This window comes from Streptomyces sp. NPDC050423 (assembly GCF_040655445.1).
Taxonomy (GTDB): domain Bacteria; phylum Actinomycetota; class Actinomycetes; order Streptomycetales; family Streptomycetaceae; genus Streptomyces.
The window spans coordinates 172,405-187,137 of record NZ_JBFAJY010000005.1; the positions used below are offsets into that span (position 1 = coordinate 172,405).

12 protein-coding genes and 1 pseudogene are annotated in these 14,733 nt (G+C 71.4%); 5 read left to right on the top strand and 8 right to left on the bottom strand.

All coding sequences use genetic code 11. The features are described 5' to 3' along the window. Positions 1 to 9 precede the first annotated feature (9 nt). The 3 genes from AB0I52_RS06275 to panB all read right to left on the bottom strand — a co-directional run bounded on the left by AB0I52_RS06275 (position 10) and on the right by panB (position 2,883). On the bottom strand, positions 10 to 864 hold the full coding sequence (locus AB0I52_RS06275; protein ID WP_363069436.1) for an ABC transporter permease: 855 nt from the start codon (positions 862 to 864) through the stop codon (positions 10 to 12). Continuing rightward, entirely contained in the window at positions 861 to 1,874 is a 1,014-nt protein-coding gene (locus AB0I52_RS06280; protein ID WP_363069438.1) for an ATP-binding cassette domain-containing protein, read from the bottom strand. The genes AB0I52_RS06275 and AB0I52_RS06280 overlap by 4 nt, the downstream gene beginning before the upstream one ends. A 121-nt stretch (positions 1,875 to 1,995) precedes the next feature. Continuing rightward, a complete protein-coding gene (panB, locus tag AB0I52_RS06285; RefSeq protein WP_363069440.1) occupies positions 1,996 to 2,883 on the bottom strand; it encodes a 3-methyl-2-oxobutanoate hydroxymethyltransferase in 888 nt (295 codons plus the stop codon). Between the two features lie 361 nt (positions 2,884 to 3,244). Here panB and AB0I52_RS06290 point away from each other — a divergent pair, with 361 nt between their 5' ends. The 4 genes from AB0I52_RS06290 to AB0I52_RS06305 all read left to right on the top strand — a co-directional run bounded on the left by AB0I52_RS06290 (position 3,245) and on the right by AB0I52_RS06305 (position 8,441). Beyond that, positions 3,245 to 4,861: a DHA2 family efflux MFS transporter permease subunit gene (locus AB0I52_RS06290; protein ID WP_363069442.1), complete on the top strand. Its 1,617-nt coding sequence runs from the start codon at positions 3,245 to 3,247 to the stop codon at positions 4,859 to 4,861. A 123-nt stretch (positions 4,862 to 4,984) separates the two neighbouring features. After that, complete coding sequence (locus AB0I52_RS06295) at positions 4,985 to 5,713, top strand: TetR/AcrR family transcriptional regulator (protein ID WP_363069444.1); 729 nt, start codon at positions 4,985 to 4,987, stop codon at positions 5,711 to 5,713. A 185-nt stretch (positions 5,714 to 5,898) separates the two neighbouring features. Beyond that, positions 5,899 to 6,927 carry an endonuclease/exonuclease/phosphatase family protein gene (locus tag AB0I52_RS06300; RefSeq protein WP_363069446.1) on the top strand — a complete coding sequence of 343 codons (1,029 nt, stop codon included), beginning with the start codon at positions 5,899 to 5,901 and terminating at the stop codon, positions 6,925 to 6,927. A gap of 290 nt (positions 6,928 to 7,217) precedes the next feature. Then, entirely contained in the window at positions 7,218 to 8,441 is a 1,224-nt protein-coding gene (locus tag AB0I52_RS06305; protein WP_363069448.1) for an MFS transporter, read from the top strand. 153 nt (positions 8,442 to 8,594) lie between these two features. Here AB0I52_RS06305 and AB0I52_RS06310 read toward each other — a convergent pair whose 3' ends face one another. Continuing rightward, entirely contained in the window at positions 8,595 to 9,026 is a 432-nt protein-coding gene (locus AB0I52_RS06310) for a hypothetical protein (RefSeq protein ID WP_363069450.1), read from the bottom strand. Positions 9,027 to 9,130: 104 nt separating this feature from the next. Then, positions 9,131 to 10,102, bottom strand: a complete 972-nt coding sequence (locus AB0I52_RS06315; protein ID WP_363069452.1) for a helix-turn-helix domain-containing protein — start codon at positions 10,100 to 10,102, stop codon at positions 9,131 to 9,133. Between the two features lie 253 nt (positions 10,103 to 10,355). Here AB0I52_RS06315 and AB0I52_RS06320 point away from each other — a divergent pair. Further along, positions 10,356 to 10,658 (top strand): annotated as a pseudogene (locus AB0I52_RS06320) (saccharopine dehydrogenase); the annotation flags it as partial. 93 nt (positions 10,659 to 10,751) lie between these two features. Here the strand turns inward: AB0I52_RS06320 and AB0I52_RS06325 are convergent. From AB0I52_RS06325 to AB0I52_RS06335, 3 genes are all read right to left on the bottom strand, one after another. Next, a complete protein-coding gene (locus tag AB0I52_RS06325) occupies positions 10,752 to 12,506 on the bottom strand; it encodes an NAD+ synthase (RefSeq protein WP_363069454.1) in 1,755 nt (584 codons plus the stop codon). Between the two features lie 79 nt (positions 12,507 to 12,585). Further along, positions 12,586 to 14,157, bottom strand: a complete 1,572-nt coding sequence (locus tag AB0I52_RS06330; protein ID WP_363069456.1) for a multicopper oxidase family protein — start codon at positions 14,155 to 14,157, stop codon at positions 12,586 to 12,588. A 61-nt stretch (positions 14,158 to 14,218) separates the two neighbouring features. Then, complete coding sequence (locus AB0I52_RS06335; protein ID WP_363069458.1) at positions 14,219 to 14,650, bottom strand: DUF6153 family protein; 432 nt, start codon at positions 14,648 to 14,650, stop codon at positions 14,219 to 14,221. Positions 14,651 to 14,733: the final 83 nt, after the last annotated feature.

Sequence of the window (14,733 nt, forward strand, 5' to 3'; positions counted from 1 at the left end):
GCTCCCCGGTCAGGTCCGCTTGCGGAACTTCGAGACCGCCAGCGGGGCCGTGATCGCGGTGATGCCCACGGCCCAGACGAGGGTCATCCACACGGAGTGGCCGAGCGGCCCGCCGGTCATCAGGCCACGCGCCGCGTCGGCCAGGTTGGACAGCGGGTTGTAGTCGGTGAAGGTCTTGAGCCAGCCGGGCATCGTGGTCGGCGGGGCGAAGATCGAGGATCCGAACTGAAGAGGCATCAAGATGAGGAATCCCATCGCCTGAACCGACTGGGGCGTCTTGAGGGACAGCCCGAGCAGGATGAAGATCCACATGATCGCGGCGCCGAACGCCGCCGACAGCACCACCGCGGCCAGCAGGCCGGGCACCGAACTCACCTGGAGCCCGAGCGCGAAGCCCATGCCCAGCAGGATCGCCGTGGCGACCATCATCCGGCCCAGCTCGACCACGATCTTCGCGATGAGCACCGACGAGCGGGCGATCGGCATCGTGCGGAACCGGTCCATGACCCCCTTGTGGAAGTCGTCGTTGACACCGGTGCCGACCGCGGTCGCGATGTTCATGCCCATCATCGCCATCAGACCGGGTATGACGTAGTTGATGTAGGTCTGCCGGTCACCGCCCAGGCTCGCGCCGACGGACCCGCCGAAGACGTACACGAACAGCAGGGTGAAGACGATGGGCATCAGGAGCACATCGAACATCGACTCCGGATCCTTCTTGATCTGGAGCAGGTTGCGCCGCATCAGTGCCCCGATGTGCCGCATGTTGCCACGTAGCCCGATCCGGCCCTCGTCGTGGAGCGGCTTCGCCGGGGCGGTACCGGCCGAACCGGCGGGGGCCGGCTTCAGAGTCGTCGTGCTCATGCCGCGACCTCCTCGTGGATCGTGTCGGTGGGGGCGGAGGTCTTCTCGCCCGTGATGGCGAGGAACACCTCGTCCAGGCTGGGCAGCGCGGTGGCGACGTGCGCCAGCGAGAAGCCCCGGGTGCCGAGCAGGCCGATGACGGCGGTGAGCTGCTCGTCGCTGAGGATCGGTACGTACAGGAGCCCCTCGTCCGGGACAGCCTGCGCGCCCGCGACCCCGTCGAGACCGGCCTCCCGCAGCGCCTGGGCCATCGCGGCCAGTTCGGACGGGTCCGAGGGCCGGATCTGCAGGGTGCGGCCGCCGACCCTGGCCTTCAGCTCGTCGACACCGCCACGCGCGATGATCCTGCCGTGGTCGATGACGGTGAGTTCGCCGGCGAGCTGTTCGGCCTCTTCCATGTACTGGGTGGTGAGCAGCACGGTCGCCCCCTCCGCGACCATCCTCTGCACCTCGTCCCAGACCTCGTTACGGGTACGGGGGTCGAGCCCCGTCGTCGGCTCGTCCAGATAGAGCACGGACGGGCTGCCGATCATGGATGCGGCCAGGTCCAGCCGGCGCCGCATGCCGCCGGAGTAGTCCATGGCGGCCTTCTTCGCCGCGTCGGTGAGCGAGAAGCGCTCCAGCAGCTCGTCGGCGCGGGACCGGGCCTTCTTGCGCGGCAGGTCGAGCAGCCGCCCGATCATGTAGAGGTTCTCCCAGCCGGAGAGCTTCTCGTCGACCGAGGCGTACTGCCCGGTCAGACCGATGGTGCGGCGCAGCTGGCGGGGCTGCTTCACCACGTCGTAGCCCGCCACGACCGCGTGTCCGGCGTCGGGCAGGATCAGGGTGGACAGGCAGCGTACGAGAGTGGTCTTGCCGGCGCCGTTGGGGCCGAGCACTCCAAGGACGGTGCCCTCGCGCACGTCGAGGTCCACGCCGTCCAGAGCCTTGGTCGAGCCGTAGTGCTTGACCAGTCCCCGTACCTCGACGGCGTTCCCGCCGCTCCTGGGGTTCTTGTCGATTCGCGTCATGCCCACTATCAGAACAGCCGCCACCGACAGGCCGCCGACAGCAGGCCGACAGCCCGCCGATGGGGGAAGTCGGCGGGCTGTCGGTGGTGCCGGCAGTGGTCGTCCGGCCGGTGGGGTCCGGTCAGTGGAAGGTGTGCTCCGGCGCGGGGAAGGTGCCGCCGACGACCTCGTCCGCGTACGCCTTCGCGGCGTCGCCGAGGATCTGGCGCAGGTCGGCGTACTGCTTGGTGAAGCGCGGCACCTTGCCGCCGGTCAGCCCGACCATGTCGGTGTAGACCAGCACCTGTGCGTCGGTGTCGGGACCGGCGCCGATGCCGACGGTCGGGATGTGCAGGGTGCGGGTGACCTCGGCGGCCAGCTCGGCCGGTACGAGTTCCAGGACGACGGCGAACGCGCCCGCGTCCTGCACGGCCTTGGCGTCGCGCAGCATCTGCTGGGCGGCCTCCTCGCCGCGGCCCTGCACCCGGTAGCCCATCGCGTTGACGGACTGCGGGGTCAGGCCGATGTGGGCCATGACCGGGATACCGGCGCCGACCAGCAGCTTGATCTGCTCGTGGCTGCGCTCGCCGCCCTCCAGCTTGACCGCGCCGACCCCGGACTCCTTGATCAGCCGGGTGGCGTTGCGCAGGGCCTGGACAGGGCCCTCCTGGTACGCCCCGAAGGGCAGGTCGGCGACGACGAGGGCGCGCTTGGTGCCCCGTACGACGGCGGCGGAGAGGATGGCGATCTCGTCCATCGTGACGGGCACGGTGGTCTCGTAGCCGAGGTGACAGTTGCCCATCGAGTCGCCGACGAGCATGACCGGGATGCCGGCCTCGTCGAAGACGGACGCGGTCATCGCGTCATAGGCGGTGAGCATGGGCCACTTCTCGCCGCGTTCGGTGGCGGCGGCGATGTCGTGGACGGTGACGCGGCGGTTGCTCTTGCCTCCGTACAGCGCCTTGCTGCTGTCGGTGGGGGCTCCCGCGGGGGGTGTGGCGGACTGGTTCTGCGCAGCCTGAAGCGACATTGCCAACGGCTCCTTCGTCATCTCGAGGCACCCTGACGGCGTCCCCGGATCCCTTCCATGGTGGCATCCCGGAGCCGGTCACGGGAAGTGGGCCCGCGCACCTGGGGCCTCTCGTTTGGATCAGGCTGGGCTCGCGGGGGCCGGTGCCGCACCTCGCGGCGTTGTCGTCGGTCGCCATGACTCCGCCCTGACTCCCTCCTCCGCCTTGCGATGCACGGCACCGGCCCCCGCTCCGTGATCCAGCCTGATCCAAACGAAAGACCCCAGCCAGTACGGCGGTACGGCGGTGGCGGGTTCCCGCCCGGTAAAGACTTTCCAATACGAGACGGTCTCGTATCGTAATGAGGTTAGGCTCTGGGCCATGTCCATACCGTCCGGCGCTCCCGCCGTTGTGCCCCAGGTCCCGGAGGCGGTCCACCGCCGCCGCTGGGCGATCCTCGTTGTCCTGATGTTCAGCCTGCTCATCGTGGTGCTGGACAACTCGATCCTGAACGTCGCCGTCAAGACGATCGCTTCCCCCGCACCCACCGGACTGGGGGCCACCCAGAGCGAGCTGGAGTGGGCGATCAACTCCTACACCCTCGTCTTCGCCGGACTGCTCTTCACCGCGGGCCTGCTCGGCGACCGCCTCGGGCGCAAGAAGGTGCTGCTCTTCGGCATCGTGCTCTTCGGCATCGGCTCGGCCTTCGCCGCCATGTCCGGTTCGCCGGGCGAACTCGTCGCCTGGCGTGCCGTGATGGGCTTCGGCGCCGCGTTCGTGATGCCGGCCACCCTCGCCGTCCTGATGAACGTCTTCGAGCGCGACGAGCAGCCCAAGGCCATCGGCATCTGGGCCGGCAGCGTCGGCCTCGGCATCGCGATCGGCCCGATCACCGGCGGGCTGCTCCTCGAACACTTCTGGTGGGGCTCGATCTTCCTGGTCAACGTCCCCGTGGTGGTCATCGCGCTGATCGCGATGGCGGTGCTCGTACCGGACTCAAGGGACCCGAAGCCGGGCCGTCTCGACCCGATCGGTGTGGCGCTTTCCATCATCGGCCTGGTGCTGCTGGTGTACGGCATCATCCGCGGCGGCGAGCTGGCCGACTTCACCGATGTCTCCGTGCTCCTGCCGGTCATCGGCGGATTGGCCGTCCTGGTGGTGTTCGTCCTCCACGAGAAGCGCAGCAGCAGCCCGGCCATCGACATCACGTACTTCAGGAAGCCGGCCTTCTCTGCCGCCGTCGCCGCCATCGCGCTGGTCTTCTTCGCGCTGATGGGCGTGACGTTCTTCTCCGCCTTCTACATGCAGAGCGTGCGGGGCTGGAGCGCCCTGCAGTCCGGGCTGCTGATCCTGCCGCTGGCCATCGCCCAGATGGTCTTCGCGCCCAGGGCCCGGCTGGTCGTCGCGCGGTTCGGCGCCCGTGCGGTGTGCACCGTCGGCATGCTGCTGGTCGCGGCCGGGCTGGCGGCGTTCGCGCTGTTCGACGCCGACACCCCCGTCTGGCTGATGTGCGTGGTCTTCTTCGTGCAGGGCACGGGCATGGCCCACGTGATGCCGCCGGTCACCGTCGCCGTGATGCAGGCCCTGCCGCGCGAGAAGGCCGGCTCCGGCTCGGCCGTCAACAACACGTTCCGGCAGGTCGGCGGCGCGCTCGGGATCGCCGTCCTCGGATCGGTGCTGTCCGCCGTCTACCGCGGTGACATCGAGGGGCACCTCGGTGCGCTCCCGGCCGCGGCCAGGGACACCGCGGCGGAGTCGATCGAGGCGACGCTCGGCATCGCGGAGAAGATGGGACCCGCGGGCGCCCCGCTGGTCGCCGCCGCGCACGACGCCTTCCTGAGCGCCATGCACGTCACGGCCATCAGCTCGGCCTTCGTCGCCCTGGTCGGGGCGATCGTGGTCGCGCTGTTCCTGCCGGGCAGGACGCCCGCCGCGCAGCCGCCCACGCCGGGCGGCACGCACGACGAGCCGACGGTGCCCGCGCCCGCGGCACGGTGACGCGGGCGGCCCCGTACGGCTGACGGCGCCCGGCTGACGGACTCGGCGGGTGCCCGATCCGGCCGGATGCTGCCGGGTGCCGTCCGTTCGGGGAGAATCGGGGGCGGCGAAAGGTGGTTTCACGTGCAGGCTCAGGCATCGGACCGGGACGAGCGGGCTCCGGGCGACCGGGACCGCGGCTCCGGCTCCGGTTCCGGCGACGACCAGGAGCCCCGCCGCGGCCGCCCGCGCAGCGCGGCGGCCGAGCGGGCCATCCTGGACGCCGTCGTCGAACTCCTGGAGGCCGGCGAACCCCTCGCCGGCCTGTCCATCGAGCGGATCGCCCGCACCGCCGGAGTCGGCAAGGCCACCATCTACCGGCGCTGGACCGACAAGGAGGAGCTCTTCGTCGACGTCCTGCGCGACATCGAGCCCCCGGAGCCCGATGTCTCCGGCACCGGCGGGCTCGGTGATCTGCGCGTCCTGCTGGAGTCGATGCGCAGGCGCGGCCTGGCCCAGCGTTCCTCCGTACTGCTGCACAACGTCTTCGCCCAGATGAAGAGCCATCCCCGGCTCTGGGCCGAGTACCAGTGCACCGTGATAGCGCCGCGCCGCGTCGCGATGCTCGCGGCCGTCCGGCGAGCCGTCGAAACCGGCGAACTGCGCGGCGACACGGACGTGGAGCTGATGGACGACCTGTTCGTCGGCCCCATGCTCGTACGCACCATCCACCGGCCGGACGCGCCGTTGCCCGAGGACCTCGCCGACCGCATCATCCAGCTGCTGGTCGAGGGCGTCGGGCCGCGGCCGCCGGCACCGGACCCGGCGAAGCCGCAGGCCACGGCTGACGCGCCCGGACCCCCGCGCGTGTGATCGTTCTGTCACAAGCCCGCACAAGCCCGCACAAGCCCCCACAAGCCGCCCCCGGCCGGAACCCACCGCACCCCCTCGTTCGTCCTGCTGGCAGTACGGCCGTCGTCGACGGCGGGAAACGCATCGTTCATCGCCTAGGGTCGTTGGCGCGGCGATGTGCACGGCAAGGCAGTGAGGACAGCGCGATGGTGCAGGCGTACAGGGCGGACACCGGGAACGGTGGCGGGGGACCGCAGCCCTCCGGATCCGGATCCCGTTTCCGGGACCTGCGCGACAGACTGGTCCGGGACCGGGGCATCTGGCGGCGCGGGATCGTCCTGGCCGGCTGCTCGGCCCTGCTGACCATCGTGATGCTCCTCCACTCCCACATTCCGAACGCCGTCGGCAACCTGGGCAGCCTCACCGAGACGTTCCTGCCGTGGATCGCCGTCTTCGTACCGGTCCTGCTCGTGCTGGGCCTGGTGCGGCGCTCCGCGACGGCCCTGATCGTGCTGCTGCTCCCGATCGTGGTCTGGTTCAACGTGTTCGGCGGTCTGCTCACCGACAAGTCGGGCGGGGGCGGCGATCTCACCGTCGCCACCCACAACGTCAACGCGGACAACGCCGACCCCTCGGGCACCGCCCAGCAGGTCGCCGGCTCCGGCGCCGACGTCATCGCCCTCCAGGAACTGCCCGCCGGTCAGGTGAAAACGTACGAATCGGCGCTCGCCGGCCGCTTCCCGTACCACTCGGTCCAGGGGACCGTCGGCCTGTGGAGCAAGTACCCGATCAGCGACACCCGCCCGGTGGACATCAAGATGGGCTGGGTCCGGGCCATGCGGACCACCGTCGCCACGCCCAAGGGCCAGGTCGGCTTCGTCGTCGCGCACCTGCCCTCGGTACGGGTCAAGCTGCACGCCGGATTCACCGCGAACCAGCGCGACCAGAGCGCGGACGCACTCGGTGAGGCCATCTCGGACGAACGGCTCGACCGGGTCGTCCTGCTCGGCGATCTCAACGGCACCATGAACGACCGCTCGCTCAACGCGGTCACCGCCCAGATGCGCTCCACCCAGGGCGCGGCCGGTGACGGCTTCGGATTCAGCTGGCCCGCCTCGTTCCCGATGGCCCGCATCGACCAGATCATGGTGAAGGGCGTCGACCCGGTGTCGTCCTGGACGCTCCCCGCGACGGACAGCGACCACCTCCCGATCGCGGCCAGCGTCAAGCTCTGACGGCACGCGCCGGCATCAGCTCCGACGTCACGAGCTCTGGCATCGCGAGCTCTGACGTCACGCGCTGTTTACGGGCCTCCCCCGGCCGTTTACCTCGTGGCATAGACCATCTGAGAGTATTTGTTCCGATCAGGGACCGAGGCCGACCGGCGATGGAGCCGGTCCGCCGCTGAGTGCTCCGGCGCCCACGCCCGGCAGCGCCGCCATGCCCCGGCTCCCTCCTGCGCCCCGTGCCGCGACCGGCCCCGCCGTCGCGGCGGACGGGGCTCCCTCCGGAAAGGTCTCTCCTCATGCCTCTGGCTCTGCTCGCTCTCGCGGTGAGCGCCTTCGGCATCGGTACCACGGAGTTCGTGATGATGGGCCTGCTGCCCGATGTCGCGGACGATCTCGGCACCTCCGTCCCCACGGCGGGCTATCTCGTGTCGGCCTACGCGATCGGTGTGGTGCTCGGCGCCCCACTGCTCACCGCCCTCGGCTCCCGCATCCCGCGCAAGCGGATGCTCCTGCTGCTGATGGCGCTCTTCACCGTCGGCAACCTCGCCTCCGCGCTCGCTCCCGGCTTCGGCTGGCTGCTCGCGGGGCGCGTCCTGGCCGGGCTGCCGCACGGCGCGTTCTTCGGCGTCGGCGCGGTCGTCGCCACCCGGCTGGTCGCGGACGGGCGCCAGGCACGGGCCGTGGCGACGATGTTCCTCGGCCTGACCGTCGCCAACATCGTCGGCGTGCCCGCCGCCACCCTGCTCGGCCAGCACCTCGGCTGGCGGGCCACGTTCCTGGTGGTCGCGGTGATCGGGCTGTGCGCGATGGCCGCGCTCGCGCGGCTCGTCCCGCGGATCCCGGTCGAGGCGCACCGCGACGTCCGCCACGAGCTGCGGGCCCTGGGCAACCGGCAGGTGCTGCTCGGACTGCTCACCGCCGTCTTCGGCTTCGCCGGGGTCTTCGCCGTGTACTCCTACCTGTCGGCGATGACGACCGAGGCGATGGGCTTCGGCGAGTCCTCCGTGACGCTGGTGCTGGCGCTCTTCGGCATCGGCATGACCCTGGGCGCGCTCGCCGCCGGCCCGCTCACGGACCGGGCGCTGCGTCCGACCCTGTACGGATCGCTGGGCGCGCTCGCGGTCGTCCTGGTGGTCTTCCCGTTCGCCGCCCATGTGCAGTGGGCCGCGCTGGTGATGGTGGTGCTGCTGGGCGGGGTCGGCTTCATGACGACGACGCCGTTGCAGATGCTCGTCATGAACAAGGCCAAGGACGCCCCGACCCTGGCGTCCGCCTCCAACCACTCCGCGTTCAACCTGGCCAACGCGGGCGGCGCGTGGCTGGGCGGGATGGCGATCGCGGCCGGCTGGGGCTGGACGTCCCCGGCCCTGGTCGGCGCGGTCCTGGCCGTGGCGGGCCTCGCGGTGGCGGTCACGGCGGGCGTACTGGACCGCGACCGCACACCGTCGAGGGTGGTGGCCCGCGCGGAGACGGCTGCCGCGGCCGATGGCGCCGCCGCCCGACTTCATGAGCGCGCTTGAAGGCAGTCCCGTAACCGTCGGTCACGGGACTAGGTGATCTTGGTCCGGCCGGTGTGGTCACGGCGGCGGAGCCGTCCTGGACTCACCCCCCGATTGTTGGCGCTGCCTCCCGCGGAGGTCACCGCAACGCCCGAGCGGAGAGCCAAGGGCGAGTCAGGGCCGGAGGTGCCTCAATGTGAACTCGGGCAGGGCGTACGGGCCGGCCTGCGGGGCTTCGGGATCGGCAGGGACGTCGGCGTCAGCGATGAGCGACGCATAGGTTTCGGCGTCGTCGATGGGCGTGTAGGCCAGTTCGGACTCCGCGGGGAGCTCCCAGAAGCGGCGCGTGTCGGCCGAGGCGGCGTACGCCGTGGCGAAGCGCGTGGAGAGCGGGGCCGTGAGCGCGGCGCGGCAGAAGCCGACGGCGTCACGCGGGCTGAGCCAAGTCGCCAGGTGGCGCGACTCGTCGCCCAGATGGAGCACGGCGTCCGCCCCCGCGAGCGCAGCCTCGACGGCGGACGCGTCCCGGAGATCGACGCCATGGACGACCTCGTCGGCGGCCTCGGCCTGGAGTGGAACCCGGTCGAGCAGGACCAGGCGGCTCACCTCCGCCGTTCGGACTCATCAACGTCCTGATCCGGACAGACAGACAATAGGTTCTCCGCCCTCTGCGTCCGCCGGAGCGGCTCCGGTCGTTCGCTACCTGCTTCTCATCGCTCGCCTTGGCGGTGTTGTCCGCCGTCGTTCGGGCGTGGGCGGGTCCGTGAGCGGAAGGTGCGGCGGTAGGTGTCCGGCGGGACACCCACCGTCCGGCCGAAGTGGCGGCGAAGCGTCGTGGCGGTGCCCATGCCGGCGGCCGTCGCGATGGCGTCGATGGTGTCGTCGGTGTTCTCCAGCAACTCCTGTGCGTGGTGGATCCGTTGGGCGAGCAGCCACTGCAGTGGGGTGGTGCCGGTCACCGCCCGGAAGCGGCGGCCCGGGTTGCGTGAGCTCATCCGTGCCTGGCGGGCCAGGTCCTCCACGGTGAGCGGGTGGTCCAGCCGCTGGATCGCCCAGGGAAGGAGTTCGGCGAGCGGGTGGTTGCCCGGGGCGGGGACGGGGGTGGTGACGAACTGGGCCTGGCCGCCGTCCCGGTGGGGAGGAACGACCAGGCGGCGGGCGAGCGTCTTGGCGATCGACGCGCCGTGGTCGAGCCGGACGAGGTGCAGGCACAGGTCCATGGCGGCGGCCTTGCCGGCGGAGGTGAGCACGCTGCCGTTGTCCACGTAGAGGACGTCCGGGTCGACCGTCACCCGGGGGTGACGCTCCGACAGTTCCCGGGTGTGCGCCCAGTGCGTGGTCGCACGCTTGCCGTCGAGCAGCCCGGCGGCGGCCAGCACGAAAGCACCCGTGCACAGGGAGGCCACGCGTGCGCCTGCCCCGTGGGCCGCGCGCACCGCGTCGATCAGCTCGGCCGGCGGGTCCTGGCCGATGTCGGCCCAGCCGGGGACGATCACGGTGTCGGCGTGCCGGAGGTGATCGAGTCCGTGGTCGGGTTCCAGCCGGAAGCGGCCGACCCGCACGGCGCTCGGTCCGCAGACCGAGAGGCGGTACCAGGCGTCCGCCACCCCGGTCATGTCGGCTCCGAAGACCTCGCACGCCAGGGCCAGCTCGAAATGCAGCATGCCGTCGACGACGGCCACCGCGACAGCAGTCCTGTCCGGAAGTGTATGGGGTATGGCATTCCGGACAGGCGCGGGGCAGCGCCGGCCTTCGGCAGGATGTCCGCGACGGACCACAACGGATCGCAGCGGATCAATCAAGTACGGGGGAGAACTCATGGGATCGGACCAGACCGTGGCGGTGTTCGGCGCATACGGGCACACCGGACGGTTCGTGGTGGCGGAGCTGAGGCAGCGTGGGTTCGTCCCGGTGCTCTCCGGCCGCGACGCCGTCGAGGCGGCCCGCGACATCTCGGCTCCTGAGACGCCCGCACCCGCCGCGGTCGACGAGCGCGGGCGGTCCGCCCAGACCTTCCTCGTCGACGTCGTCGTGCGCTCGGGCGGCGCCGAACGACGCGTCGTGGCCCGAGGCCAGGACATCTACGCCGTCACCGCGCCACTCGTGGTCGAAGCGGTCGACCGCACCCTCGCCGGACGGACCGATGCGGTCGGTGTGGCCTCCGCGGGGGAGGCCTTCGACGCGCCCGACTTCCTCCGCGCGCTGTCCCCGCACATCACCCTGGAACCGCGTCCATAACGCCGGGACGAGGAGAGCCGGCGCGTGCACTCGACCCGGACCCGGACCCGGACCCGGACCCGGACCCGTACGCGCCGCCCCCACCCCCCGGCGTCAGCCGGACTCGCGCCAGCGGTTCGTGATCGGCAGCCGCCGGTCCTTGCCGAAGCCCTTGGGCGAGATCTTCGTGCCCGGCGGATACTGCCGCCGCTTGTACTCCGCCGTGTCCACCATCCGCAGTGTCTTCGCCACCAGTGCCTGGTCGAACCCGGCCGCGACGATCGCGTCGAGCCCCTGGTCCCGGTCGACGTACATCTCCAGGATCCGGTCCAGCACGTCGTAGTCGGGCAGCGAGTCCGTGTCGACCTGGCCGGGGCGCAGCTCCGCGCTGGGCGGCTTGGTGATGGAGGCCTCCGGGATCGGCGGGGTCTGCCCGCGCTCCTCGGCGGCCCGGTTGCGCCACTTCGCCAGCCGGAAGACGGACGTCTTGTAGACGTCCTTGATCGGCCCGTACGCGCCGACCGAGTCGCCGTACAGCGTCGAGTAGCCGACCGCCAGCTCCGACTTGTTGCCCGGCGCCAGGACGATCTGCCCCTCCTGGTTGGAGACGGCCATCAGCGTCGTGCCGCGCAGCCGCGACTGGAGGTTCTCCTCGGCGAGACCGCTGAGCCCCAGCGACCCCATGTACGCGTCGAACATCGGCTCGATCGGTACGGTCCGGAAGTTCAGCCCGGTACGCCGCGCCAGCTCGGCCGCGTCGCCCTTGGAGTGGTCCGAGGAGTACTTCGACGGCATCGAGATGCCGTACACGTTCTGGGCACCCAGCGCATCGCAGGCGATCGCCGCGACCAGCGCCGAGTCGATTCCGCCGGAGAGCCCGACGAGCACGCTGCTGAAGCCGTTCTTCGCGGCGTACGCCCGCAGGCCCACGACGAGCGCGGAGTAGAGCTCCTCGTCGTCGTCGAGCCGGTCCGCGTACCCTCCGGCCAGCTCCGCCTCGTACGGGGGCAGCGGCTTCTCGGAGAGGACCACGTGGTCGATGCGCAGCCCGTCGTTCACCACACCCGACGGCGCGTCGGCCGGGGCGGCCGGCAGATCGAGGTCGATGATCACGCTGCCCTCGGCGAACTGGGGGGCACGGGCGATCACTTCGCCGTGCTTGTCGACGACGATCGAGTCGCCGTCGAAGACCAGCTCGTCCTGGCCGCCGATCATCGCCAGATAGGCCGTGGTGCAGCCGGCCTCCTCGGCCCGCTTGCGGACCAGTTCCAGCCGGGTGTCGTCCTTGTCCCGCTCGTAGGGTGAGGCGTTGATCGAGAGCAGCAGCCCGGCCCCGGCGGCCCGCGCGGCCGGTACCCGGCCGCCGTCCTGCCAGAGGTCCTCGCAGATCGCGAGCGCGACATCGATCCCGTGCACCCGCACCACGGGCATCGAGTCGCCCGGCATGAAGTACCGGAACTCGTCGAAGACGCCGTAGTTGGGCAGGTGGTGCTTGGCGAAGTTCAGCGCGATCCCGCCGCGGTGCAGCACAGCGGCGGCGTTGCGCGGGGACCCGGCGGGCTGGCCGTAGCGCGGCGCCGGGAACTCGGAGCGGTCGAGGTATCCGACGAGGACCGGCAGCTCCCCGAAGCCCTCCTCGTCGAGGCGGACGGCGAGCGCACGCAGCGCGTCGCGCGACGCCTCGACGAAGGACGACCGCAGGGCCAGGTCCTCGACGGGGTAACCGGTCAGCACCATCTCGGGGAACGCCACCAGATGGGCGCCCTGCTCGGCGGAGTGCCGGGTCCAGTGGAGGATCGCCTCGGCGTTGCCGGCGAGGTCACCGACGGTCGAGTCGATCTGATTCAGTGCGAGGCGTAGTTGAGGCACGCCGCCCAGTGTAATCGTCTGACTGACGCGATGTCCTGGCGGGCCGCGCGAAAGTCCGGGCGGCCCGCCAGGGGGCCGGTCAGTCGCGGTAGCCGACGACCGTCATCATGCCCGCCTCCGCGTGGTACAGGTTGTGGCAGTGGAGCATCCACAGCCCCGGGTTGTCGGCGTCGAAGTCCACCGTCAGCGATTGCCGGGGCAGCACGATCGCGGTGTCCTTGCGGGCCCCGGACGCGTTCCCGGCCAGCGCGAATGTGTGCCCGTGCAGATGGACCGGGTGCCACATCGAGGTCGCGTTCCGGAACTCCAGCCGGACCCGCTCCCCGGCCCGCACCGGATGGCGCCGGTCGGCGCTGTACGGCTTCCCGTCGAAGGCCCAGTCGTACGCCGCCATGGAACCGGTCAGCCTGATCCGCACCGTCCGGTCCGGCTCCCGGACGGGCAGCGCCACGGAGGCGTCCGGGGTCAGCCGGCCGGCCGTCACCAGCTGACCGGCCAGCTCCTTCGGCCGCACGGAGGCGGCGGGCGCCGCACCCGTGCCGGTACGGAGCAGCGCCATCGCGGAGGCCTTCTTCCCCTCGGCCAGCGCGGTCAGCGGGAACACCCCGTCCCCGGCGGTCACCAGCACGTCGTACCGCTCGCCCATGCCGATCAGCAGGGCGTCCGTGGTGGTGTGCCGGACCGGGAAGCCGTCGGTGTGCGTGACCGTCATCCGGTGGCCGCCGAGCGCGACGCGGAACGCGGTGTCACCGCCCGCGTTGATGATCCGCAGCCGGATCCGGTCGCCCGGCCGGGCGGTGAAGGCGGACGGGTCCTGTGGAGTGCGGCCGTTGACCAGGTAGTACGGGTAGCCGACATCGCCCGCGTCGCCGCCCAGCAGCTCGCTGGTGGCGCCCATGAGCATGCGCGAGGGCCCGGTTCCGGCACCGGCCGAGGGCATGTCCCCCATGGCGTGCCCGCTGTGGCCGCTGACCTCGGTCAGCTCCTGGAGCACCGCGTCGGGGGTGGAACCGTCCACCCCGTCGAGCCAGTCGTCCAGGACGACGACCCACTCCTTGTCGTACGACAGCGGCTCCTTGGGGTCCTCGACGATCAGCGGCGCGTACAGCCCGCGGTCCAGCTGGACGCCCGAGTGCGGGTGGAACCAGTACGTGCCGGGGTCCGGCACCGCGAACCGGTAGGTGAAGTCCTTGCCCGGTTCGACGGCCCGCTGGGTCAGCCCGGGGACCCCGTCCATGTCGTTGCGCAGGGCGAGCCCGTGCCAGTGCAGCGAGGTCGACTGCGGAAGGTGGTTGGCGAGGGTGAGGGCGAGCGTGTCACCCGCGGTGACCCTCACCTCCTTGCCGGGCAGCCGGTCCCCGTAGGCCCAGGTGCTGACGGTGCGCCCGCCGCCCAGGTCGAGCCGGGACGGGGTGGCGGTGAGGGAGACCTCGCGTACGGGGCCGGAGCCCCGGCGCTTCTCGGCCGCCGCGACCTCGGGGCCGTCGGGGGCCACGTATCCCTCGGGGGCCGTCGTGCCCGACGGCCCCGCGTGGTTCATGCCGGCGTGGTCGGTGGTCGTGCCGCCGTCGGAGCAGGCGGCGAGAACTCCGGTACCGGCAAGGGCGATCGATGCGCCGAGCACGGCGCGTCGGGTGTGCTGAGCGGGCATGGCTGAGTGCACCTCAAAGATGTTGTCGGTGTGCTGAAAGGGCGGACGGGGCGCGGTGCGCCTATATCCGCAGTACCGACAGACCAGTGAGGACGGCCTTGCGCGGCCGTGGCGGGGGAGGGGGCCGCGGCCTCCACGACGAACGGGCCCCGGCGGTTCGCGGCGCGCTGCCCACGGGCCGCCGCGCCACCATGAGCGCGGTGAGCAGGGCGAGGCCCCAGACCGAGAGCACGGCGAGGCAGACGGCCATCGGGTCCATGCCCCGCATCGGCGCCGGACGGTCGTGGCGCCGGTGATCCAGGTGCGTGGTCTGCGTGGCCTCCGAGGGCGAAGCGGTCATCGCGTCCACGCCCGTCGCACCCGCGGCCGTCGCGGCGGCGACCTGCCCGCTGTGCTCCGCCGGATGACCGACGGTGTGCATGGTGAAGATCCCGAAGAGCAGCGCGGCGAACAGCAGCAGCTGCCCGTACCTCGCACTCCTCGTCCCGAACATGCCGGCCACCCTACCCCTACCGGGTATATGAACGGCGGTGGCCCGCCGCCCCGCGCGGCGGGAGGGCGGGCCGCCGGGCCGTC